Raw genomic sequence first — 21,422 nt, forward strand, 5'->3', positions numbered from 1 at the left:
ATTCAAACTGCGGATGCGCGATGGCATCCTCACGCAGACAACCGACGGGGCGGAGGGATGTTCCGCGCAAGATGCGATCGACCGAAGCTCACAGGAGCGGCTTACGGATTTTTGGAGACGAGATGGAGGCGAAGCGCGGGCTCGCAGCTACGCGCTTCCTGCCCACTGCCTCTTCGAGTAGCAGCGCAGTTTCGACAATGAAATGAAGAGGTTCGGATGGTGGGCGTGACAGGGATTGAACCTGTGACCCCTACGATGTCAACGTAGTGCTCTCCCGCTGAGCTACACGCCCATCCGATGCGGCGCATAGACCACAAAACCCTTTGAGGCGTCAATAGGCATCGTGATGCTTTTTTGACGGCCCCGGGCGTGGTCCTGCCGGCGAGCCTCAGGCGGCCAGCATCTTGTTCACTTCGTCCACCAGATCGCGCAGGTGGAAGGGCTTGGAGAGCACCTTGGCATCCTTCGGCGCCTTGGAGTCCGGGTTGAGCGCCACGGCGGCGAAACCGGTGATGAACATGACCTTGAGGTCGGGGTCGAGTTCGGTGGCACGCCGCGCCAGCTCGATCCCGTCCATTTCCGGCATGACGATATCGGTCAGGAGAAGCGAGAAGGGTTCTTCACGCAGCCGGTCATAGGCGCTGGCCCCGTTGTCGAAGGACAGGACCTTGTAGCCTGCCTTTTCGAGCGCCTTCACGAGGAAGCGGCGCATATCATTATCGTCTTCTGCGAGGAGAATTTTCGGATTCATGGATTTCCAGCCGTTGCTGTCTAAGTCTTATCATACTGCCGGGGGAGGTCGGTCGCATCATGAAACCGCCTCGGCGTAAATATCCCGTGAAGACGGCAGGTCAAGGCCTGATGGCTCGAGCCTTCGCGCCTTCCCGTTCTTGCACAGACTATGGACACAAAGGAGCACGGCTGGCAACATGCTCCGACGCAGCATATGACGGGATGGTAAAAGGTTCGCAATGGAGGAGAGTCCCGATCTGTTCGAAATCCGCGAACCCTTGAACCAGACCATTCCCTTCGTTCTGAACTCCCCGCATTCCGGCCGTATCTACAGCCCCGCCTTCCTGGCCCAGTCCCGTCTCGACCCGCTGGCGATCCGCCGGTCGGAGGATCATTATGTGGAAGAGTTGTTTTCAGCGGGCATCGGGCTCGGCGCGCCGATGCTGCTCGCCCATTTTCCCCGGGCGTTCCTGGATGTGAACCGCGAGCCCTATGAGCTCGATCCGCGCATGTTCGAAGGCCCTCTGCCGGCCCATGCCAACACCACGTCGATGCGGGTGGCCGGCGGGCTTGGCACCGTGCCGCGGCTCGTGGCGGAAAACATGGAAATCTACCGTGGCCGCATGCCGGTGGACGAAGCGCTGGAGCGGGTAGAAACGATCTACAAGCCCTATCATGCGGCCTTGCGGCGGTTGATCGCGCGGACCCATGTGCGCTTCGGCATGGCGCTGCTCATCGATTGCCACTCCATGCCTGGCAATATCCGCGTGGCCGGCAGCAGCCTGCGTCCGGACTTCATCATCGGCGACCGCTACGGCACCAGCGCCTCCGGCGAAATGACCCGCATCGCCGTGACGCTGCTCGAGGAGATGGGATTCTCCGTCGCGCGCAACAAACCCTATGCAGGCGGCTTCATCACCGAGCATTACGGCCGCCCGGCCCGCGGGCTGCACGCGCTGCAGATCGAGGTCAATCGCGCGCTCTATGTCGATGAAGCGACGCTGAAGAAGAAGCCGGAATTTCCCTGGCTGATGCAGGCGATCGGCAGCTTCCTTGCCACCTTCTCCGGCTATGTCCGCAAATCCTCGCTCGGGCTGCCACTCGCCGCCGAGTAAGGCTCTCAATCCCCGCAAATACTCCTCCGCAAAGCGGCGGCGAAAAAAAACCGCGCTTGCGCGCGGTCTGAGTCTAGGGAGGAAACACCCAAGGAGGGTATCTGCAGCCACGAGTGACTGTACGAAGACCCTAATGTTGCATTGCGGGATTGTCAAGAAAAAAACACCGTTTCGCCCGAAATCGCATCGCGTAAGTATCGGCAGTCAAACAGCTTTTCGCACTCCGCCTCGGATTTGGGCAGAAAAATGCTAAAGACTGTTTTTTGATCATCATTCTCAGCTCTTAAACGAAGTTCTGCCTGTTTACGCATCAGTTTGGCGGCGACTGGGGAATGCGTTAAGAGCGAGCTGTTCTGCCTTGAGGAGCCATTCATGTTGCCCGACCGAGCGTTTTTCGACCGCCTTGCCGACGCCGCTGCCGCGGAAACTTTGCCGCGTTTTCGGACCGGCACAAGCGTGGTGAACAAGGAGGCGGGTGGGTTCGACCCGGTGACGGAGGGGGATCGGGCAGCCGAGGCCGCTATTCGCGCGCTGATCGAAACGGAGTTTCCGGACCATGGCATTCTGGGCGAGGAGTTCGGCACGGTCGGGGCCGACCGCGACTATGTCTGGGTCATCGATCCGATCGACGGCACGCGCGCCTTCATTTCCGGCCTGCCGGTCTGGGGCACGCTGATCGGACTTTACCACAAGGGACGTGCGGTGATGGGCGTCATGGACCAGCCCTTTACCGGCGAGCGCTATTTCGCCGATGGCACGACCTCGTCCTATGCCGGTCCGGGTGGCCCGCAGACCTTGGCAACGCGGGAGTGCGGCGGCCTTGGCAATGCCACGCTCTTCACCACCTCGCCCCATCTCTATCGGGGCACCATCAAGGCGCGGTTCGAGGCGGTGCAGGAGCGGGTGAAGCTCGCGCGCTATGGCTGCGATTGCTATGCCTTCGCGCTGCTCGCTGCCGGTCATATCGATCTCGTCATTGAATGTGGCTTGAAGCCCTATGATATCGGCGCCCTCATTCCGATCATCGAGCAGGCAGGTGGCGTGGTGACCGACTGGGCCGGCGGGCGCGCCGAGATGGGCGGCGAGGTTCTGGCTGCCGCGACCCCGGCCCTGCATGCCGAGGCCTTGGCAATCCTGCAGGGCTGAGCCGCCTCAGAGCGCCAGCGCCTTGTCCTCGATCACGGGCGCGGGAATCTCCTCCGACACCGTGCCCGGGATGAAGGCCTCGACCGCCGCCATGGCCTGCGCCCGGTAGCGGTCGTCTTCCTGGAAGAGCTCGTGGCGGGCGCCGTCGATCGGGATCAGTGTCGCCGCGCGGAAATTGCGCGCCAGTGCCTCCACCGCCGCATGCGGCACAAGGAGATCCCGCGTCGGCGCGAGGATCAGCGTTGGTACGGTGATGCGCGTCAGATGCTCCCGTCGCGTTACCCTGCGAACGGCGCGGAAGGTCTCCGCAAGCCAGCGGGCGCTGGGCGGACCAAGAAACAGGTCGGGATGCGCTTCGGCGATCCCCTGGTTGCGCTGGAAGCGGCGCTCGTCGGCCGTTAAGATATTGTTGGCGAAGGGGCGGGGGCCGCCATCGCGGTTCAGCGCCATGGCGCCGAGCCCGAACAGGCTGATCACGCCGGCAATGAAGCCGATCTTGCCATGGCTGAGGCTCTGGTTGCCGAGCGCCACGAAGGGCGCGGCCAGCACCATGCGGTCGATGCGTGTGGAAAGGGCCGGCGCCTGGGACAGCGCCACGAGCGCGCCCATGGAATGGGCGACAAGGAAGAAGGGTAGCCGCGTATCCGGCAGCACGATCTGTTCGAGGAACAGCGACAGGTCGGCCTCGTAATCGGCAAAACGGCGGACATGGCCGCGGCGCAAATCTTTCAGCAGCCGCTCCGACCCCGCTTGGCCACGCCAGTCGAAGGTGGCGACCCACAGGCCGCGGGCAAGGAAGCTGGCAATGGTCTCGAAATATTTCTCGATCGATTCGTTGCGGCCATGCAGCAGCACGACCGTGCCCTTGGCAGCGCCTTCATCCGGCCGGAAAATGGCATAGCGCAGCCGCCGTCCGGCCGCGCCGGTGAAATAGCCGACCGTGTGGCGGCCAGGCAGCGGGTTGTCGGCGGTGGGAAAGAGAAGGGCCGGCGGCGGCTCCGGACGGATCGCCGGCTTGCGGTTGAAAAGGTCGATCTTCATCCTCATCCCCTCTCGTCGCGTGGGCGCGCCTGCTCCGTCTGCGCCTTGATGTAGAAGTGCAGCCGACGCGGGTCAAAGCAAAAGCGCAACGAGGCGGAACGCGCGCATGCATGGAAAAAAAGAGGCCGGGCGCGACGGGGGAGACGCTTCCGGCCTCAAAGATGACACCGGGATGCGCCGCGTTTCAACGGGGATTGGCGGAAGGGACATGCCCGCCTGTGTCACGCTGCGATCCGATGAGGCCGTTCTAGTCACCTGCGGCTGAACACAGGCGGAACCGCATGTTCATCGCCGGTTCACCTGGGGAACAAGCAGGCGGTCTTTCGCGCCAAGCGTCTGTTTCATCAGGAAAAAAATGTCGACCTGGAAAAAATCTCGGCACGGGTTTGGACGCTCTTGAACCGCGATTTCGTCATTCCCATCTTTCGGTCACGGGTGCCAGACAGGGCCCGTTCACCGGTCCCGCCATCGCCGCTTGAAGGGGTGGGAGGGACCTTGATCGCACAACCGTTGCTCAAGAAGTGAGGACACCATGCGTCACGTTGATTTTTCTCCGCTCTATCGCTCCACCGTCGGCTTCGATCGTCTGTTCACCATGCTGGACAGCCTCGGCCAGCCCGAACAGGCGCAGAGCTACCCGCCCTACAATATCGAGCGCACCGGCGAGAACGCCTATCGCATCACGATGGCCGTGGCCGGTTTCGATGAGACCGAACTCTCCATCGAAGCCCGCGAACACACGCTGACCGTCAAGGGCGAGAAGAGCGACGAGCAGACGGCCGAAAACAATTTCCTCTATCGCGGCATCGCCAAGCGCGCCTTCGAGCGCCGCTTCCAGCTTGCCGACCATGTGGAAATTCGTGCCGCTTCGTTGAAGAACGGCCTTCTGCATATCGATCTCGTCCGCGAGATCCCGGAAGCCGCCAAGCCGCGCCGGATCGAAATCTCGGCCGCCCCGGCTGCTCCCAAGCAGATCGAGGCCACCCAGGTCGAAGCCGCCGCCAACTAAGGCGGCCGCTCGAACGGCTCTGACGTTGCGGCGCCCCATGTGGGCGCCGCTTTTCGTTTGTGCGCCCGTGACCGGAGGGCACGCCCTCGCCAGGCAAGGTCGATGATCAGGCGGCGATGGCCTGCAGGAATCCGTCCACCTCTTCGGGCGCGGTCGCAAAGCTGGTGACGAGGCGATAAAGGCCCTCGTCGCTGTCCAGCATCAGCGAGGATGGTACCGGCCAGTCGTAAAAGACGGCGCCTTTCGCGCGCAGCGCCTCGGCGGTGTCGGATTTCAGGATCACGAAGAGCTCGTTGGCATCGCCCTGCCAGGCGAGGCGAGCGGAATTGCTGGCGCCGATCCCGGTTGCGAGCCGAGAGGCCATCGCATTGGCGTGGCGGGCGAGATCAAGCCAGAGATCCCCTTCCAGATAGGCTTCAAGCTGGGCGGAAACGAAGCGGGTCTTGGAGAAGAGCTGGGCCGAGCGTTTGCGCAAATAGGCAAAATCGCCGATCTCGCCGGGATGGAAGAAGACCAGCGCTTCCGCGCACCAGCAGCCGTTCTTCGTGCCGCCGAAGGAGAGCATGTCGACGCCGCGCTTCCAGGTCATCTCGGCAGGGGTTGCGCCGAGCGCGACGAGCGCATTGGCAAAGCGCGCCCCATCCATGTGCAGCGGCAGGTCGCGCGCCTTGGCTACCTCGGAGATCGCCGCGATCTCGTCAAGCGAATAGACCGTTCCGGCTTCCGTCGCCTGGGTCAGCGTGACCGCCATGGGCTGGCCGGCATGGACATTGCCGGGCTGGAAGCGCGCGATCTGGGCTGCGAGCTTCTGCGGATCCATTTTGCCGAAGGCGCCGTCCACCGCGGCCATGCGCGCGCCGAGCGAGAAGAACTCCGGCGCGCCGCATTCATCCGCGTTCACATGCGCTTCCGTGTGGCAGAAGACATGGCCGCCCGGCCGCGTGACGCTGGCAAGCCCAAGCGAATTGGCGGCGGTGCCGGTCGCCACGAAGAACACGGCCACGTCCCGCTCGAAGATCTCGGAGAACAGCCCCTCGACCTTGCGATCGAGCGCGCTCGTGCCGTAGGCGGCGGCGAAGCCGGGAGCAGCCTTGACCAGGCTTTCGGCGATTGCGGGGTGGGCGCCCGCCCAGTTGTCGGAAGAAAAGATCATCAGGGACACCATCATGCGCCCGGCCTTGTCGGCCGGATTGGGGGAAGCGCGACCATAGTCCTCCTCCGCCTGCGATCAACCCTCTCCCAGGACCTTCGCCTCATCGGCAGCCGCAGATGAACGCGGGTGCGACATAATCGGCATGGAGAGGCGCAGAGGATTGAAATTAAAATACAAGAGCGGCGTGGAAAAGGATCGTTTCGGAACGGATCGCTTCATTATTTTTGCCTGATCCCTTGCGGGCCAGCGGGCTTTCTGGCATAGAGCCAGTGAAATAGGACAGTCTTGCTGTCCTATTTCGGTCTGAAGACCGGTTTGGCTGAAGCGACCCGACGAGAGGCGCAGGGCCGGGTGAGGAAACGCCATGCGGACGCCGTGTCGTCCCGCATCCAGCAGGCCCTGATCCAAGCGAGCGGTCGGACGATGTTCTTGCCGGGCTGCGCCACGCATCATTTGCGAGCACACCAGGATCATGCGACGATAACCGGGCGGAACCGGCGGGTGCGAGACCCGCGGCTGGCGCCTGACGACGGCAGGCCGGAACGGCCAACAGGAGGGAAAGCGATGACGCAGACCACGCCATCTTTCGACGCCGGCCTTTCGGCCGACACGGCAACGCGCGCCGTGGCGACGGCGACCATTCCTGCGGGCATTCCGGCCAAACAGGGTCTTTACGATCCGCGCAACGAGCATGATGCCTGCGGCGTCGGCTTCGTCGCCCATATGAAGGGCGTCAAGTCGCACCAGATCGTGCGCGACGGCCTGTTCATCCTGGAAAACCTCACCCATCGCGGCGCCGTCGGCGCGGATCCGCTGATGGGCGATGGCGCCGGCATTCTGGTCCAAATTCCCGACCGCTTCTTCCGCGAGGAAATGGCCGCGCAGGGTGTGATCCTGCCCAAGGCCGGCGAATATGCCGTCGGCTATCTCTTCATGCCGCAGGACGAGGCGCAGGTCGCACATTTCAAGCAGGTGATCGCCGATGTCGTGGCCGAGGAAGGCCAGGTCCTGCTCGGCTTCCGTGACGTGCCGGTCGACAATGCCTCGCTCTCCAAGGCGCCGCACATTGCCGCCACCGAGCCGCGCCATGTCCAGGTCTTTATTGGTACCGGCCGCGATGCGGCGACCAATGCCGAGTTCGAGCGCCGGCTCTTCACCCTTCGCAAGGTGATTTCCAACCGCATCTATGATGCCTTCAAGGGCGCGGAGACCGGTTTCTACCCGGTTTCCCTCTCGTCCAAGACCATCATCTACAAGGGCATGTTCCTGGCCTATCAGGTTGGGGCCTATTACAAGGATCTCGCCGATCCGCGCTTCGAAAGCGCGGTCGCGCTCGTGCACCAGCGCTTCTCGACCAACACCTTCCCTTCCTGGAAGCTCGCCCACCCCTACCGCATGGTGGCGCACAACGGCGAAATCAACACGCTGCGCTCCAACGTCAACTGGATGGCGGCGCGCCAGGCCTCCGTTTCCTCGCCGCTGTTCGGCGACGATATTTCCAAGCTCTGGCCGATTTCCTACGAAGGCCAGTCCGATACCGCCTGCTTCGACAATGCGCTCGAGTTTCTGGTCCAGGGCGGCTATTCGCTCGCCCATGCGGTGATGATGCTGATCCCCGAGGCCTGGGCCGGCAACCAGCTGATGAGCCCGGAACGCAAGGCGTTCTATGAGTACCATGCCGCTCTCATGGAGCCGTGGGACGGGCCGGCGGCTGTCTGCTTCACCGATGGCCGCCAGATCGGCGCCACGCTCGACCGCAACGGTCTGCGCCCGGCCCGCTATCTCGTCACCGACGACGACCGGGTCATCCTCGCCTCGGAGGCCGGCACGCTGCCGGTGCCTGAGGAAAAGATCGTCAAGAAGTGGCGCCTGCAGCCCGGCAAGATGCTGCTGATCGACATGGAAGAAGGCCGGATCATCTCCGACGAGGAGGTCAAGTCGTCGCTTGCCGGCAAGCACCCCTATCGCCAGTGGCTCGACAACACCCAGCTCATCCTCGAAGAGCTGAAGCCGGTGGAGCCGCGCGCGCTGCGCCGTGATGTGTCCCTGCTCGACCGCCAGCAGGCCTATGGCTACACGCTGGAAGACACGAAGATCCTGATGTCGCCGATGGCCACCACCGGCCAGGAAGCGATCGGCTCCATGGGCACCGACACGCCGATCTCGGCCATGTCGTCCAAGGCGAAGCTGCTCTACACCTATTTCAAGCAGAACTTCGCCCAGGTCACCAACCCGCCGATCGACCCGATCCGCGAGGAGCTGGTGATGAGCCTCGTCTCCTTCATCGGGCCGCGGCCGAACATTCTCGATCATGTCGGCGCCTCGCATGCCAAGCGGCTCGAGGTGCGACAGCCGATCCTGACCAATGGCGATCTCGAAAAGATCCGCTCCATTGGGCATACGGAAGACCGCTTCGACACCAAGACGCTCGACTTCACCTATGACGTGGCGCGCGGTGCCGAAGGCATGCCGGAAATCCTCGATCGTCTCTGCGAGCGTGCGGAGGCTGCGGTCAAGGGCGGCTACAACATCATCGTGCTCTCCGACCGGCAGATGGGCCCGGACCGCATCGCCATTCCCGCGCTTCTCGCCACCGCTGCCGTTCACCATCACCTGATCCGCAAGGGCCTGCGCACCTCGGTCGGTCTCGTGGTCGAATCGGGCGAACCGCGCGAGGTGCATCACTTCGCGCTGCTGGCCGGCTATGGCGCGGAGGCGATCAACCCCTATCTCGCTTTCGACACGCTGATCGACATGCACAAGCGCGGCGAGTTCCCGAAGGAGGTCTCGGAGGACGAGGTCGTCTACCGCTACATCAAGGCGGTCGGGAAGGGCATTCTCAAGGTCATGTCCAAGATGGGCATTTCCACCTACCAGTCCTATTGCGGCGGCCAGATCTTCGACGCCGTCGGCCTGTCCAGCGAGTTCGTCGCCCGCTATTTCTTCGGCACCGCCACGCAGATCGAAGGTGTGGGCCTCAAGGAGATCGCGGAGGAAACCTTCCTGCGCCATCAGGCAGCCTTCGGGCCGGATCCGGTCTTGACCAACACGCTCGATGTCGGCGGCGAATATGCCTACCGCATCCGCGGCGAAGGCCATGCCTGGTCGCCTGACTCGATCGCCTCGCTGCAGCATGCCGTCCGCGGCAAGGCCGATGACCGCTACCGCGAATTCGCCGCCATGGTGAATGGCGATGCGCTGCGCATGAACACGATCCGCGGTCTCTTCAAGATCCGCGGCGCCGAGGCGCTCGGCCGCACGCCGATTCCGATCTCGGAGGTCGAGCCGGCGGCAGCGATCGTCAAGCGCTTCTCGACCGGCGCCATGTCCTTCGGCTCCATCTCGCGCGAGGCGCACACCACGCTCGCCATCGCCATGAACCGGATCGGCGGCAAGTCGAACACCGGCGAAGGCGGCGAGGAGAGCGATCGCTACTTCCCGCTCCACGATGGCTCGCCCAATCCCGAGCGTTCGGCGATCAAGCAGGTGGCCTCGGGCCGCTTCGGCGTCACGACGGAATATCTCGTCAATGCCGATATGCTGCAGATCAAGGTGGCGCAGGGTGCCAAGCCCGGCGAAGGCGGCCAGTTGCCCGGCCACAAGGTCGATGCGACGGTGGCCAAGACCCGGCATTCCACGCCCGGCGTCGGCCTCATCTCGCCACCGCCGCACCATGACATCTATTCGATCGAGGATCTGGCCCAGCTGATCTACGATCTGAAGAACGTCAACCCGGACGCCGATGTCTCGGTCAAGCTCGTCTCGGAAGTCGGTGTCGGCACGGTCGCGGCCGGCGTTGCCAAGGCGCGCGCCGACCATATCACCGTCTCCGGCTATGACGGCGGAACCGGCGCCTCGCCGCTGACCTCGCTCAAGCATGCCGGCAGCCCGTGGGAAATCGGCCTGGCGGAAACGCACCAGACCCTGGTGCTGAACGGCCTGCGCTCGCGCGTTGCGCTGCAGGTGGATGGCGGTCTGAAGACCGGGCGCGATGTCGTCATCGGCGCGTTGCTCGGTGCCGACGAGTTCGGCTTCTCGACCGCGCCGCTGATCGCGGCCGGCTGCATCATGATGCGCAAGTGCCATCTCAACACCTGTCCGGTCGGCGTCGCCACCCAGGACCCGGTGCTGCGCAAGCGCTTCAAGGGCACGCCCGAACATGTGGTCAACTACTTCTTCTTCGTTGCCGAAGAGGTGCGCGAAATCCTGGCTTCGCTCGGCGTCGCCTCGTTCGACGAGATCATCGGTGCCTCCGAACTCCTGGAAAAGGACGCGCTGATCTCGCATTGGAAGGCCAATGGGCTCGACTTCACCAACATCTTCTACAAGGTGGAGGCTCCGAAGGAAGCGACCTACTGGACCGAGCGGCAGAAGCACCCGATCGACGATATTCTCGACCGCAGGCTGATCGAGCAGGCCATGCCGGCGCTCGAGCACAAGCAGCCCGTGAAGATCGAGACGGCGATCAAGAACGTCGACCGCTCGGCCGGCGCCATGCTCTCCGGCCAGGTGGCCAAGCGTCACCGCCACAAGGGGCTGAAGGACGACACGATCCATGTGACGCTGACCGGCACGGCCGGCCAGTCCTTCGGTGCCTTCCTGGCGCGCGGCGTGACCTTCGATCTCATCGGCGATGGCAACGACTATGTCGGCAAGGGTCTTTCGGGCGGCCGGATCATCGTGCGTCCGCCGGAGAATTCCCGGATCGTCGCCGCGCAGTCGATCATCGTCGGCAATACGGTGCTCTACGGCGCCATCTCCGGCGAATGCTACTTCAACGGCGTGGCCGGCGAGCGTTTCGCGGTTCGCAACTCCGGCGCCATTGCGGTGGTGGAAGGCGTGGGCGATCATGGCTGCGAATACATGACCGGCGGCGTGGTCGTCGTGCTCGGCCAGACAGGGCGCAACTTCGCGGCCGGCATGTCGGGCGGCGTCGCCTATGTGCTGGACGAGAGCTCGGACTTCCCGCAGCGCTGCAACATGGCCATGGTCGAGCTGCAGCCGGTGCCGGAAGAAGACGACATGCTGGAGAAGCTGCATCACCATGGCGGCGACCTCATGCACAAGGGCATGGTCGACGTTTCCGGCGACATGACGCGGCATGACGAGGAGCGGCTGGTCCAGCTGATCTCCAACCATCTCCACTATACGGGCTCGCCCCGTGCCAAGGAGATCCTCGACAACTGGGCAGAGTTCCGGCCGAAGTTCCGCAAGGTCATGCCGGTCGAATATCGCCGCGCGCTCGAGGACATGGAGCGGATGAAGATGGCGGAGGCAGCGGAGTAACATCCGCCCTGCGGCGGGCAAACGACCGCCGCTCTGCTCCGCGCGACCGTGTCTCCAGGACGCGGATCGCCTGCCGAGGGGGAAGGCCGGTGGCCTTCTCTCCTTTCCGGGCGCGCTCCAGCGCCGATGCTGCAACAGGTCTGAAACGCTTGGCTTCTTCGCTTTCCGATATCGTCTCCTCCTCGGCGCCGATCCCGCTTTCCTGGGTCACCCCGCCGGCGGGGGAGGACTATCTCAATCTCGGTGATGCCCTCTCGCCGGTCATCGTTGCGATGATGGCGCGTCGCGGCGTCGTGCATCGGCCGAGCAAGTCGAAGGGAACACGGCTGGCGGCCGTCGGCACCATCGGCCACATGATGGCAGGCGGCCATGTGCATCTCTGGGGAACGGGAACGTCGCCCCATCTCAATCCGGGGGACGCCCGCGACCAGAAAGTGGCCTATCGCCGCCCGGCCGGCACCGAACTGACCTTTCACGCCACGCGCGGGCCGTTCAGCCGCCGCGTGCTCGGCGGCGATATGTCGGGCCCGGCCGTCTACGGCGATCCGCTCTGGCTGCTGCCGCGCTTTCATCCGGCGCCGAGCGAGAAGACCGCCGAGCTCGGCGTCATCCTGCATCTGGCCGAGCTTTCCGAGCGCAGCTTCGACGCGCGGGCAAAGGATGCGAACGGCCGCCACAGCATCGACCCGGCCGACCGCGGCCGGATCCGCATGCTCAACACGGTGACACCGGTCTCGATCGCAGCATTGCGAACGCGCCTGGATGAGATCCTTGCCTGCAAGCGGATCGTTTCGACCAGCTTGCACGGAATGGTCTTCGCCGAGAGCTATGGCATTCCCTGCCTCTATTTTTCGCCGCGGGCCAAGAAGTCCGGTCTCGGCCGCATCGATCTTTCCGATGAAAGCGGCGTGATCGACCTGCGCTTCGTCGACCTTTATCGCGGGCTTGGGAAAACCCATCTCGATGTCTGGTACCAGCCGCGCGGCGAGAAGACCGATTGGGGCGCGGTCATCGACGCCATCGACCGGGTCTGGGAGCCGAAGCCGTTCAATGCAGAGCCGTTGATCGAAGCCTTCCCTCTTCCGCTCGACATGATGATCCCGGCCGCCGGCGCGAGCGCCTTCGACGATCCGCTGATCGCCGGCCTGCCGACACGACGACGGCAGATGCCGATCCTCTCCTCGCTCGAGGCGATGGCGGCGAAGTTTCTCAAACGGCGGTAATCAAACCCGCTTGAGAAGCCGGAAAAACCGGGGACAATGAGGCAGAAGGGCAGGCCATGCCGCGCGCATGGGCCAGCCGGATGAATGATGAAGCGGCAGGCTGGGTGGCACGGGCCGGCTGCGAACGAAGCACGAGCGTGAGGGCAAGATTATGGGCAAGGTAACGGGTTTCATGGAGATCGACCGGCAGCTGGCCAAGTACCAGCCGGCCTCGGATCGCATTCGTCATTTCCGCGAATTCGTCATTCCGATGTCGGACGCCGAGATCCAGAAGCAGGCTGCGCGCTGCATGGATTGCGGCATCCCCTTCTGCCATGGTCCGACCGGCTGTCCGGTCCACAACCAGATCCCGGACTGGAACGACCTCGTTTACAGCGGCAACTGGGAAGAGGCGATTCGCAACCTGCATTCGACCAACAACTTCCCGGAGTTCACGGGCCGCATCTGCCCCGCGCCCTGCGAGGAAGCCTGCACGCTCAACCTCGAAGATGCGCCGGTCACCATCAAGACCGTCGAGCAGGCAATCGCCGACAAGGCCTATGAGATGGGCTATATCGTGCCGAAGCCGGCCGTGACCAAGACCGGCAAGTCGATCGGCATCATCGGGTCCGGCCCGGCCGGCATGGCTGCCGCCCAGCAGCTTGCCCGCGCCGGCCACGCGGTCGCCGTCTATGAGCGCGAAAGCAAGCCCGGCGGCCTGCTGCGCTACGGCATTCCAGACTTCAAGATGGAGAAGAACTTCATCGATCGCCGTGTCGAGCAGATGCGCGGCGAAGGCGTTGTCTTCCATTGCGGCGTTCATGTCGGCGTCGACCGCACGATGGACAGCCTGATGGAAGAGCATGACGCCGTGCTCTATTGCGGCGGCTCGGAAACCCCGCGGGATGCCGGCATTCCGGGCGTCGAGTTCTTCGGCGTCCACGATGCCATGCCCTACCTCGTCCAGCAGAATCGCCGGGTCGGCCGCGAAAACATCGACAGCGTCGGCTGGCCGTCCGATCCGATCCTGGCCGGTGGCAAGCATGTCGTGGTCGTCGGCGGCGGCGATACGGCGTCCGACTGCGTCGGCACCGCCTTCCGCCAGGGTGCCGTCAAGGTCACCCAGCTCGACATCCGTCCCCAGCCGCCGGAAAAGGAAGACAAGCTGGCCGTCTGGCCCTTCTGGGCCACCAAGATGCGGACCTCCTCCTCGCAGGCCGAAGGCGCCGTGCGGGAGTTCCAGGTCGCCACGCTCGAATTCGTCGGGGAAGACGGGGCGCTGACCGGCGTCAAGTGCTGCCAGGTCGATGAGCGCCGCAAGCCGATCGCCGGCACCGAATTCGTCATCAAGGCGGATCTCGCCTTCATCGCCATCGGCTTCCGCGGCCCGGCAACGGATGGCGTGCTGAAGGATCTGGGCGACCGTCTGGCCATCAACACCGACAAGCGCGGGTCGAGCAATGTGATCGCCAATGACAGCGATTACCGCACCTCAATGGACAAGCTCTGGGCAGCCGGTGACGTGCGCCGCGGCCAGTCGCTGGTCGTCTGGGCGATCCGCGAAGGCCGTCAGGCCGCGCGTGCCATCGACGAGGCGCTGATGGGCTCGACCGTCCTTCCGCGCTGAAGGTCCTCGGCTGCGCCGCGTGCCCGTCCCTGTCGAGGCTTGGACGGGCTGTCGTCGCGTTCTGCGTCCTCAATCCGCTTCAAGTCGCGCGGATGCCCCCTTCAGGGGTCAGGCTATCGGCTGGGCGGCGTCACGCGCGGGCTGTGGTGGAAGGCGCGCTTAAAGGCGTGGCTGAAGGCGCTCGGCGACTCGTAGCCGACCTCGGCCGAGACGGCGGCGACCGTCGATCCTGGCTGCTCCAGCAGCTTGCGGGCAAGGGCAAGCCGCCACTGGGTGAGGTAAGCGAGCGGCGGCTGCCCGACACGCCCCTGAAACCGGGCGGCAAAGGCCGAGCGCGACATGCCGACCTCGCGCGCCAAAGCCGCAACGCTCCAGCGGCGGGCGGGATCGGCGTGCATCAGGGCGAGCGCTGCGCCGATCTGCGGATCGGCAAGCGCGGCAATCCACCCCTGGACCCGTCCGTCCGGATCATGAACGGCGGCGCGCAGCGCCTCGACGAAGAGCACTTCGGCCAGCCGGGCGGAAACAAGCGCGGTTCCCATGGCCTCGCGCCCGGCCTCCTGCTCGAGCAGGCCGAGGATACGGCCGACCGCCTCTGCCGCCGGAGCGCCGGCCCTGATCTTCAGAAAGCGGGGCAGCGCCTGGGTCAGGCGCTCGATCCCCTCCTGCGCAAAGCCGATGCTTACCCCGAGAAGAATTGTGTCCTCGCCATTCAGCCGGACGAGGCTGACCGATGGATCGGTGAAAAACGGGTCGCCGTCCTGAAGCGGGGCATCCGGCGCGCCGGCAATGCCATAGGCACTGTCACCGAGCAGGACGACGTCGCCGTCCGTCAGGCCGATCGGGGCTTGCTCCGGCAGAGTGATCCAGCACGCGCCCTTGAGGCACGCGACGATCTTGAAGCGGGGGCGATGCGGAAAGGCGAGCCCCCACGCGCCGGCTGCCTCCAGGCGGTTCTGTCCACCGACCCGGATTCCGAGCGTCAGCAGCACGGCAGAGAGCGGATCACCGCCAGACCTGGACGATTGCGACGACATCATGGTGTATCGAGCATAGCTCGTCCTGACATCACGATCTAGCCTTGGGGGACACGATCGAGCCAAGGAGGATCCCATGTCCAACATCTCAAAGGTTGTCGTCATCACCGGTGCAGGCCGCGGCATGGGCCGCGCCACCGCGCTGATGCTCGCTGCGCGCGGTGCGTCCGTCGTTCTCGGCGGGAGACGCAACGAAGCGCTCGCTGCGGTTGCCGGAGAGATCGGCGCTGCCGGCGGGCGCGCCGTCTACCGCGCAACCGATGTTACCTCGCGGGCTTCTGTGGAGGATCTGGTCGCGGAGGGCTGCCGGGCCTTCGGGCGCGTGGATGTCATCGTCAACAATGCCGGCATCGCGCCGCTCTCGCGTTTCGATGCCCTGCGCGTCGACGAGTGGGATGCGATGATCGATGTCAATCTGCGCGGCGTGTTGCACGGCATCGCCGCCGTCTTGCCGATCTTCGCCCGCCAGCAAAGCGGCCATGTGATCACGATCGTCTCGACGGCCGGGCTGCGCATCGTGCCGACCATGGGGGTCTACGCCGCGACGAAGAACGCCGTCCGCACGGTCATGGAAGCCCTCCGACAGGAGGCCGGGCCTCATCTGCGTGTCACCGAAATCTCGCCGGGCATGACCCAGAGCGACTTCCTGACATCGATCACCGATGCAACGCTGCGCCGCGAGATGGAAAGCCAGGCGGCCTCGCTCGCCATGCCGGCCGAGGCTGTCGCCCGCGCCGTCTGCTTTGCGATCGAGCAGCCGGCCGAGGTCGAGATCGGCAGCCTCGTCATCCGGCCAACCGCTCAAGGGTAAGACGGCCGCTCGGCCAGGTCAGTTCCGCATGACCGGATTGCTGATCACCGTGCTCGGCTTGGCGAGACGGAAGTCGTCGACACGCCCGGCCGGCGCCGCGGCGACGTCGCCTTTCTCGATCAGTCGGTCACGCAGGCTGAGGCCGTTGCCCTTGCCGATCGCCTGCGGATTGAGAAGGCCGGCGGCGCCGTCGAGTTCCGGGTCTGTGAGACTGATCGGCGGCGTGCGCAGAATGCTGTCGCTGGTCGGCGCCGAGACGAGAAGATCCTTCATGCCGCTCGCAGCCGGAATGCCCCCCTCGGCGCCGGCATTTTCCCCGAGCAGCCGGCGAATATCCTTCTCGACATAAAAGGCCATCTTGCGCTTGCCGGCGGCCGTCAGGTTGATGCCGTCTGCGCCGCGCAGGCGCACCTGCTGTCCGTTCACGTCCGACCCGGTGGTGATGAACTTGCCGTCCTCATCGACGAAGCCATCCCAGATATCGATGAACTGGCCGCCGGCCTTTTCGGCTTCCGCCCGGTAGATGCCGTTCAGCACCACCATATCCGCGCTCATGGAGGCGGACTGGAAGGAGGGCATGCCGACCCAGAGCAGCGGCACGCCACGCCCGCGTGCCTGCTCGGCGAACGCCTTGACCCGGTCGGTATAGGCACTGGTCCAGGCCTCGCTGCGGAACTTCTCGCGGCTGCCGGCAAGATTGATCTGCTGCCGGTCGTTCGCCCCGAGGCTGATGACTATCAGCGCCGGCTTCACATCGTCCGCGAAGGCGGGCAGCATGTCCGGCCAGTCGAAATAATCCTCGCGCACGAGGCCGGACGACACTTCGCTGCGGTCTTCCACCTTGATGCCGGGTGTTTCGGCAAAGGCCTGCGCCAAGCCGCTGGCCAGACCGCCGGCGATGAAATCGCCGACGACGAGCACGGTCTTGGCATCTGGTCGCTTCTCGACCACCACCGGCTCGGCCGCCGGCGCGGGGGCTGCGGCTGGCTTGGCCTTGGTGCGCTTGACGCGCGGCTTGGCTGGCGCTCGGCGCGGGGCAGGAGCAAAGCTGTCGCCATCGCCGTAGGTTTCATAAACGGGATCGCGCGCCCGGGGCCGGCCGAAGAAGAAATCGACGATGCTGCGTCGCTCCTGCGCCTCCACCGGCGCGACGGGAGGAAGCGTGGCGGCAAAGGGGACGGCCAGCAGCACGACGAGCAGCAGGGCGAGTGCGCGGACAACGGAGCGGCGGAACAGGCGGTGCATCATGGGCCGTATCATAGGGGAGGATGCGACCGGGGGGAACAGGCGCGTGGCGACCGCGCGGACCCGCAGCAGGTGCTGCGGGTCCGCAAGTCGGCATCAATTGCGCAGGGCGCGCAGCAGGTTCTGGGTCGGCTGGCCGTCCGGAGCCATGCCGTTGCGGTTCTGGAAGGCCTGGATTGCGGCCTTGGAACCGGAGCCGAAGTTGCCGTCCACTTCGCCGTCGTAATAGCCGAGTTCTTTCAGGCGCGATTGCAGCTCGAACTTCTGCTTGATGTCGAGCGTGCCGTCCGGCCGCGACCAGGCTTGCTGAAGCCCGCCATAGCCGGCGATCTCATCCGCCAGCAGGCCAACACCGAGCGCGTAGGAATCGGACGCGTTGTAGCGCTTCAGCACGAAGAAGTTCTTCGTCATCAGGAAGCCGGGGCTGCCCGGACCGCCGGGCGCCTTCAGCGTCGCGCGCTGGCTGCCGTCACGGAAGCCCTTGCCGCTCGGGCGCTGGAAGCCGAGGGCCGCCCATTGTTTCAGCGTCTTGGTCTGGCCGGAATATTGCGTGCCGCCATTGGGCACCGCCACCTCATACCCCCAGGTCTGGCCGGCCTGCCAGCCGTTCTTCTTCAGAAGGTTGGCCGCGGTCGCGAGCGCGTCCGGCACGGAGTTCCAGATGTCGCGATGACCATTGCCGTCCGCGTCGATCGCATAGAGCAGATAGCTGGTGGGGATGAACTGGGTATGGCCCATGGCGCCTGCCCAGGAGCCGTTCAGCTCGCGCGGGCTGATATCGCCCGCCTGCAGGATCTTCAGCGCCGCGATCAGCTGGGTGCGGGCATATTTTGCCCGCTTGGGGTCGGCATAGGCGAGCGTCGCCAGGGCGCGCGGCACGTAATGCAGCCGCTCGTCCTTCTCCAGAACGGCGCCGTAATTGGACTCCATCGACCAGATGGCGAGCAGGATGGTGCGATCAACGCCGAAATGCCGCTCCAGCGCATCAAGCGTGCGCTTGTGTTTGGCAGCCATCTCCTGGCCGATCCGCTGCGTGTAGGGATTGACCCGGCTGTCAATATATTCCCAGATCTTGTGCTTGAATTCCGGTTGATAATTCGCCTTCTCCACAACCTCAGGGTCAGGAGATTTTACACCGGCAAAGGCCTTGCGATACGTGGATTGCGTGATACCTTCCCGCGCGGCTGTCGTGTAGAAGGAATTGATCCAGTTCTGGAAGCCGGCATCCGCATGGGCGGGCACCGCCGCGCAAAGAGTTGCTGCCGCGATCAAGGCGGCGGAGAGACGGCGGAAGGTCAGACGGGTGTTGGTCATCGGACTGTCGTTTCCGTATCGCAGGCTCGCAGCCTTTCGGCTGGCAAGGCATGTTCAAAGGCACAAGACCTTCAGGCATACGCCGTTCGAAGGTCTAACGGTTCACCGACCCGAAGCCGGCATCCCGTCAGTTTAAGGAAATGAGGTCAACAAATTCTTTACCATCATCCGGCGCCTGCGTCTTCTTCTCCCAAAAAAATAGCCATTCGTTCATTGTGCCTGCTACATGAACGCGTGATCGGCGCCGTGCCACATTGACATCAGTTTTTACAATCCGGAGATTTCGATGAGTGACAAGCGTAAGGTCCGCAAGGCCGTCTTCCCCGTAGCCGGACTCGGAACACGGTTCCTGCCGGCAACCAAGGCGGTTCCGAAGGAAATGCTGACGGTGGTCGACAAGCCCGTCATCCAATATGTCGTCGAGGAGGCCCTGGAGGCCGGCATCGAACATCTCGTCTTCGTCACCGGCCGCGGCAAAGCGGTCATCGAAGACTATTTCGACATCAACACCGAGCTGGAGCAGACGCTCCGCGAGCGCAACAAGAACGCCGAGCTCACCCTGCTCGCCGATATCCTGCCGCAGGCCGGCATGACGAGCTTCACCCGCCAGCAGGCCCCGCTCGGCCTCGGCCATGCCGTCTGGTGCGCCCGCGATATCGTCGGCGACGAGCCCTTCGCGGTTCTCCTGCCCGACATGATCATGCGCGGCGAGAAGGGCTGCCTCAAGGGCATGGTCGATCTCTACGAGCAGAGCGGCGGCAATGTCCTGGCTGTCGAGGAGTGCGCTCCCGACCAGGCTCACAAATATGGCATCGTCGGCGTGGGTGATGCGATCGGCGAAGGCTTCGCCATCAACCAGATGGTCGAGAAGCCGGCCGCCGGCACGGCGCCGTCGAACTTCTTCATCAACGGCCGCTACATCCTCCAGCCGGAGATCTTCGGCATCCTGGAAACCCAGGAGCGGGGCGCCGGCAACGAAATCCAGCTGACCGACGGCATGCTCAAGCTGCTCAAGGAGCAGCCCTTCGCCGGTTACCACTTCAAGGGCGAAACCTATGACTGCGGCGCCAAGGATGGCTTCATCCTCGCCAACGTCGCCTTCGCTCTGGCCCGTGGCGACATTCGCGGTTCGGTCGAAGGCCCGCTGAAGGCGCTTCTCGCCCGCTAGGCGAAGCGGCGTTCGATCACAAAACTTGGGCCGCATCGTCGGGAAGACGGTGCGGCCTTCTTCGTTTCGGTTGCTTGTGTCAATGCTCAGCGACGCAGCGTCAGTCCGACGCCGATGCGGGCCACATTCGTGCTGTTGCCGCCCTCGTTCATCGTCCGCTCGTAGCTGACATCGCCTGTCAGCGCCAGATAGCGGTTGATGTCGTAGGTCAGGCCGGCGCCGGCCAGCCAGACTTTCTGGTCATTCGAGGCTGCGCCGCTCGGGTAATTGCGCAACGTCAGGCTGCTGGAAAGCCGCGCGACCAAAGCGGAGCGCAGCGCGTGCGTAAGCCTGCTCGACAGCGTATAGGCGAGCGCACCGCTCTCTCCCGACGTGGTCGAGGGTTCGAGGGTGGTGGAAAGACCGTAGGTCACGTCGGTGCCCCGCAGCGGCGACCAGTTGATCAGCCCCTCGACGGTTACGCCGTTCAGGTCCTTCAGCCGCGCATCGTCGAAGCGGTAGCGCGCATAGCCAAGCGACAGCTCGCCGTTCAGCTTTTCGCCAAGATCGAGCTCCACGCCGCCACGCCCGGACAGCGTGTCATAGGAGCGGGCATAGCCGTTGCTGTCGAGCCGCAGATCGTAGCGGCCGCGGCCGAGCGATGCTTCGATGAAGGGAACCAGGGCAGGGGACAGCTCGTAGCCGATCCGGCCGGTCACCGTGGCGACATCGCGGTCGCGGTCCGCGGTCGAAAGGCGGCCGCCATTGGAAAGACGCGCGTCGGAATAGGCATAACGCTCGAGATCGACCCGCGCTGCACCGCGCAGGATGCCGAAATCATGCTCCAGTCCTGCGCCGAGGCTATAGCGGTTGACACCGGCCTGGGTGGTCGCGTTTTCGATCGCGTTCGGATCGGTGGCATCCTCGCGATCGAAGGCATAGCCGGCACGCAAGGTCGCGGTCGTGGCACGCGTGATGTCGAGGCGCAGATCCGCGTCGATCGAGGCGCGCGGTTCCGTTTCGCCGCTGCCGGAAATGTTCTTCTGCCAGTATCCCTCGCCGGTGACGGTAAGCTGATGACGGGACCAGTCGGAGGTCAGCGTGCCCTTGAGGCCCGTTTCGGTATAGGTGCGGCTTTCCCGGCTGCCATCGCCGTTGCGGGTGCTCTCGTGGTTCAGCGTCTGGCCCAGCGAGGGCTTGAGCGTGAAGGTGCCGAGCGGGATGCCCTGGGCGTCGTTGCGGGTGGTGTCGAGCGTCGCCTTCAACCCGTCGACCGTTCCCTCGCGCAGGTTTTCCCGCACGCGGTCATCGTCGAGCGACAGCGCGCCCTGCAAGGCCTCGTCATCGCCAAGGCCGTTGATGGCGGCGGTCGCTGCCGGATCCGGTGTGGCCTCGTCCGCCACGCTGCCGGGCAGGGTGGGGCGTGCGGCGGCCGAAAAGGGCAGAGCGCCGCCGGGTGCTCCCGCCACAGTCTGGGCCAGAGCGGGGCGCGCCGCCGGGACAAGCGCGACGCCTGTCAGCAGAAGCGCGGCACCGAGGCGCAAACGCATCTGCGGA

15 protein-coding genes and 1 tRNA gene are annotated in these 21,422 nt (G+C 64.6%); 8 read left to right on the forward strand and 8 right to left on the reverse strand.

Translation table 11 applies throughout. The features are described 5' to 3' along the window. Positions 1–217: 217 nt before the first annotated feature. Together U8330_RS02420 and cpdR1 are read right to left on the reverse strand one after the other, a co-directional pair. Positions 218–292 (reverse strand) — tRNA-Val (locus tag U8330_RS02420). Between the two features lie 96 nt (positions 293–388). Continuing rightward, positions 389–751 carry a response regulator CpdR1 gene (gene cpdR1 / locus U8330_RS02425; protein WP_323103575.1) on the reverse strand — a complete coding sequence of 121 codons (363 nt, stop codon included), beginning with the start codon at positions 749–751 and terminating at the stop codon, positions 389–391. Positions 752–971: 220 nt separating this feature from the next. Here cpdR1 and U8330_RS02430 point away from each other — a divergent pair, with 220 nt between their 5' ends. Both U8330_RS02430 and hisN read left to right on the forward strand, forming a co-directional pair. Then, positions 972–1,847, forward strand: a complete 876-nt coding sequence (locus U8330_RS02430) for an N-formylglutamate amidohydrolase (protein WP_323103576.1) — start codon at positions 972–974, stop codon at positions 1,845–1,847. Positions 1,848–2,219: 372 nt separating this feature from the next. Then, positions 2,220–2,993, forward strand: a complete 774-nt coding sequence (gene hisN / locus U8330_RS02435) for a histidinol-phosphatase (RefSeq protein WP_323103577.1) — start codon at positions 2,220–2,222, stop codon at positions 2,991–2,993. A 6-nt stretch (positions 2,994–2,999) separates the two neighbouring features. Here the strand turns inward: hisN and U8330_RS02440 are convergent, their stop codons facing one another. Further along, a complete protein-coding gene (locus tag U8330_RS02440) occupies positions 3,000–4,034 on the reverse strand; it encodes an alpha/beta hydrolase (RefSeq protein ID WP_323103578.1) in 1,035 nt (344 codons plus the stop codon). Positions 4,035–4,566: 532 nt separating this feature from the next. Here U8330_RS02440 and U8330_RS02445 point away from each other — a divergent pair. Then, positions 4,567–5,043 carry an Hsp20 family protein gene (locus tag U8330_RS02445; protein WP_323103579.1) on the forward strand — a complete coding sequence of 159 codons (477 nt, stop codon included), beginning with the start codon at positions 4,567–4,569 and terminating at the stop codon, positions 5,041–5,043. Positions 5,044–5,149: 106 nt separating this feature from the next. Here U8330_RS02445 and U8330_RS02450 read toward each other — a convergent pair whose 3' ends face one another. Next, positions 5,150–6,196 (reverse strand): low specificity L-threonine aldolase, encoded by a 1,047-nt coding sequence (locus U8330_RS02450; protein WP_323107107.1) that lies wholly within the window; start codon positions 6,194–6,196, stop codon positions 5,150–5,152. Between the two features lie 564 nt (positions 6,197–6,760). Here U8330_RS02450 and gltB point away from each other — a divergent pair. From gltB to U8330_RS02465, 3 genes are all read left to right on the forward strand, one after another. Then, positions 6,761–11,482 carry a glutamate synthase large subunit gene (gene gltB / locus U8330_RS02455; RefSeq protein WP_323103580.1) on the forward strand — a complete coding sequence of 1,574 codons (4,722 nt, stop codon included), beginning with the start codon at positions 6,761–6,763 and terminating at the stop codon, positions 11,480–11,482. 149 nt (positions 11,483–11,631) lie between these two features. Next, the gene (locus tag U8330_RS02460; protein WP_323103581.1) at positions 11,632–12,705 is read left to right on the forward strand and encodes a polysaccharide pyruvyl transferase family protein; all 1,074 of its coding nucleotides are present in this window, start codon (positions 11,632–11,634) and stop codon (positions 12,703–12,705) included. A 151-nt stretch (positions 12,706–12,856) separates the two neighbouring features. Next, on the forward strand, positions 12,857–14,311 hold the full coding sequence (locus U8330_RS02465; protein ID WP_323103582.1) for a glutamate synthase subunit beta: 1,455 nt from the start codon (positions 12,857–12,859) through the stop codon (positions 14,309–14,311). 113 nt (positions 14,312–14,424) lie between these two features. Here U8330_RS02465 and U8330_RS02470 read toward each other — a convergent pair whose 3' ends face one another. Then, the gene (locus U8330_RS02470; protein ID WP_323103583.1) at positions 14,425–15,351 is read right to left on the reverse strand and encodes an AraC family transcriptional regulator; all 927 of its coding nucleotides are present in this window, start codon (positions 15,349–15,351) and stop codon (positions 14,425–14,427) included. A gap of 73 nt (positions 15,352–15,424) precedes the next feature. On the opposite strand from U8330_RS02470, the gene U8330_RS02475 reads away from it, so the two are divergent. Next, complete coding sequence (locus U8330_RS02475; protein ID WP_323103584.1) at positions 15,425–16,159, forward strand: SDR family oxidoreductase; 735 nt, start codon at positions 15,425–15,427, stop codon at positions 16,157–16,159. 18 nt (positions 16,160–16,177) lie between these two features. Here the strand turns inward: U8330_RS02475 and U8330_RS02480 are convergent, their stop codons facing one another. Further along, positions 16,178–17,407: a DUF459 domain-containing protein gene (locus U8330_RS02480; RefSeq protein ID WP_323103585.1), complete on the reverse strand. Its 1,230-nt coding sequence runs from the start codon at positions 17,405–17,407 to the stop codon at positions 16,178–16,180. A 93-nt stretch (positions 17,408–17,500) separates the two neighbouring features. Further along, a complete protein-coding gene (locus U8330_RS02485; RefSeq protein ID WP_323103586.1) occupies positions 17,501–18,718 on the reverse strand; it encodes a lytic murein transglycosylase in 1,218 nt (405 codons plus the stop codon). Between the two features lie 286 nt (positions 18,719–19,004). Here U8330_RS02485 and galU point away from each other — a divergent pair, with 286 nt between their 5' ends. Beyond that, the gene (gene galU / locus U8330_RS02490; RefSeq protein ID WP_323103587.1) at positions 19,005–19,886 is read left to right on the forward strand and encodes a UTP--glucose-1-phosphate uridylyltransferase GalU; all 882 of its coding nucleotides are present in this window, start codon (positions 19,005–19,007) and stop codon (positions 19,884–19,886) included. A gap of 86 nt (positions 19,887–19,972) precedes the next feature. On the opposite strand, the gene U8330_RS02495 is transcribed toward galU, so the two are convergent. Next, positions 19,973–21,415 carry an outer membrane beta-barrel protein gene (locus U8330_RS02495; RefSeq protein ID WP_323103588.1) on the reverse strand — a complete coding sequence of 481 codons (1,443 nt, stop codon included), beginning with the start codon at positions 21,413–21,415 and terminating at the stop codon, positions 19,973–19,975. Positions 21,416–21,422 lie beyond the last annotated feature (7 nt).

The organism is Rhizobium sp. CC-YZS058 (assembly GCF_034720595.1).
Classification (GTDB): Bacteria; Pseudomonadota; Alphaproteobacteria; order Rhizobiales; family Rhizobiaceae; genus Ferranicluibacter.

Bases quoted from the DNA above. Each gene is read 5' to 3' on its own strand.
- cpdR1 (WP_323103575.1), bottom strand. From the start codon at position 751: ATGAATCCGAAAATTCTCCTCGCAGAAGACGATAATGATATGCGCCGC.
- U8330_RS02430 (WP_323103576.1), top strand. From the start codon at position 972: ATGGAGGAGAGTCCCGATCTGTTCGAAATCCGCGAACCCTTGAACCAG.
- hisN (WP_323103577.1), top strand. From the start codon at position 2,220: ATGTTGCCCGACCGAGCGTTTTTCGACCGCCTTGCCGACGCCGCTGCC.
- U8330_RS02440 (WP_323103578.1), bottom strand. From the start codon at position 4,034: ATGAAGATCGACCTTTTCAACCGCAAGCCGGCGATCCGTCCGGAGCCG.
- U8330_RS02445 (WP_323103579.1), top strand. From the start codon at position 4,567: ATGCGTCACGTTGATTTTTCTCCGCTCTATCGCTCCACCGTCGGCTTC.
- U8330_RS02450 (WP_323107107.1), bottom strand. From the start codon at position 6,196: ATGATCTTTTCTTCCGACAACTGGGCGGGCGCCCACCCCGCAATCGCC.
- gltB (WP_323103580.1), top strand. From the start codon at position 6,761: ATGACGCAGACCACGCCATCTTTCGACGCCGGCCTTTCGGCCGACACG.
- U8330_RS02465 (WP_323103582.1), top strand. From the start codon at position 12,857: ATGGGCAAGGTAACGGGTTTCATGGAGATCGACCGGCAGCTGGCCAAG.
- U8330_RS02470 (WP_323103583.1), bottom strand. From the start codon at position 15,351: ATGATGTCGTCGCAATCGTCCAGGTCTGGCGGTGATCCGCTCTCTGCC.
- U8330_RS02475 (WP_323103584.1), top strand. From the start codon at position 15,425: ATGTCCAACATCTCAAAGGTTGTCGTCATCACCGGTGCAGGCCGCGGC.
- U8330_RS02480 (WP_323103585.1), bottom strand. From the start codon at position 17,407: ATGATGCACCGCCTGTTCCGCCGCTCCGTTGTCCGCGCACTCGCCCTG.
- U8330_RS02485 (WP_323103586.1), bottom strand. From the start codon at position 18,718: ATGACCAACACCCGTCTGACCTTCCGCCGTCTCTCCGCCGCCTTGATC.
- galU (WP_323103587.1), top strand. From the start codon at position 19,005: ATGAGTGACAAGCGTAAGGTCCGCAAGGCCGTCTTCCCCGTAGCCGGA.
- U8330_RS02495 (WP_323103588.1), bottom strand. From the start codon at position 21,415: ATGCGTTTGCGCCTCGGTGCCGCGCTTCTGCTGACAGGCGTCGCGCTT.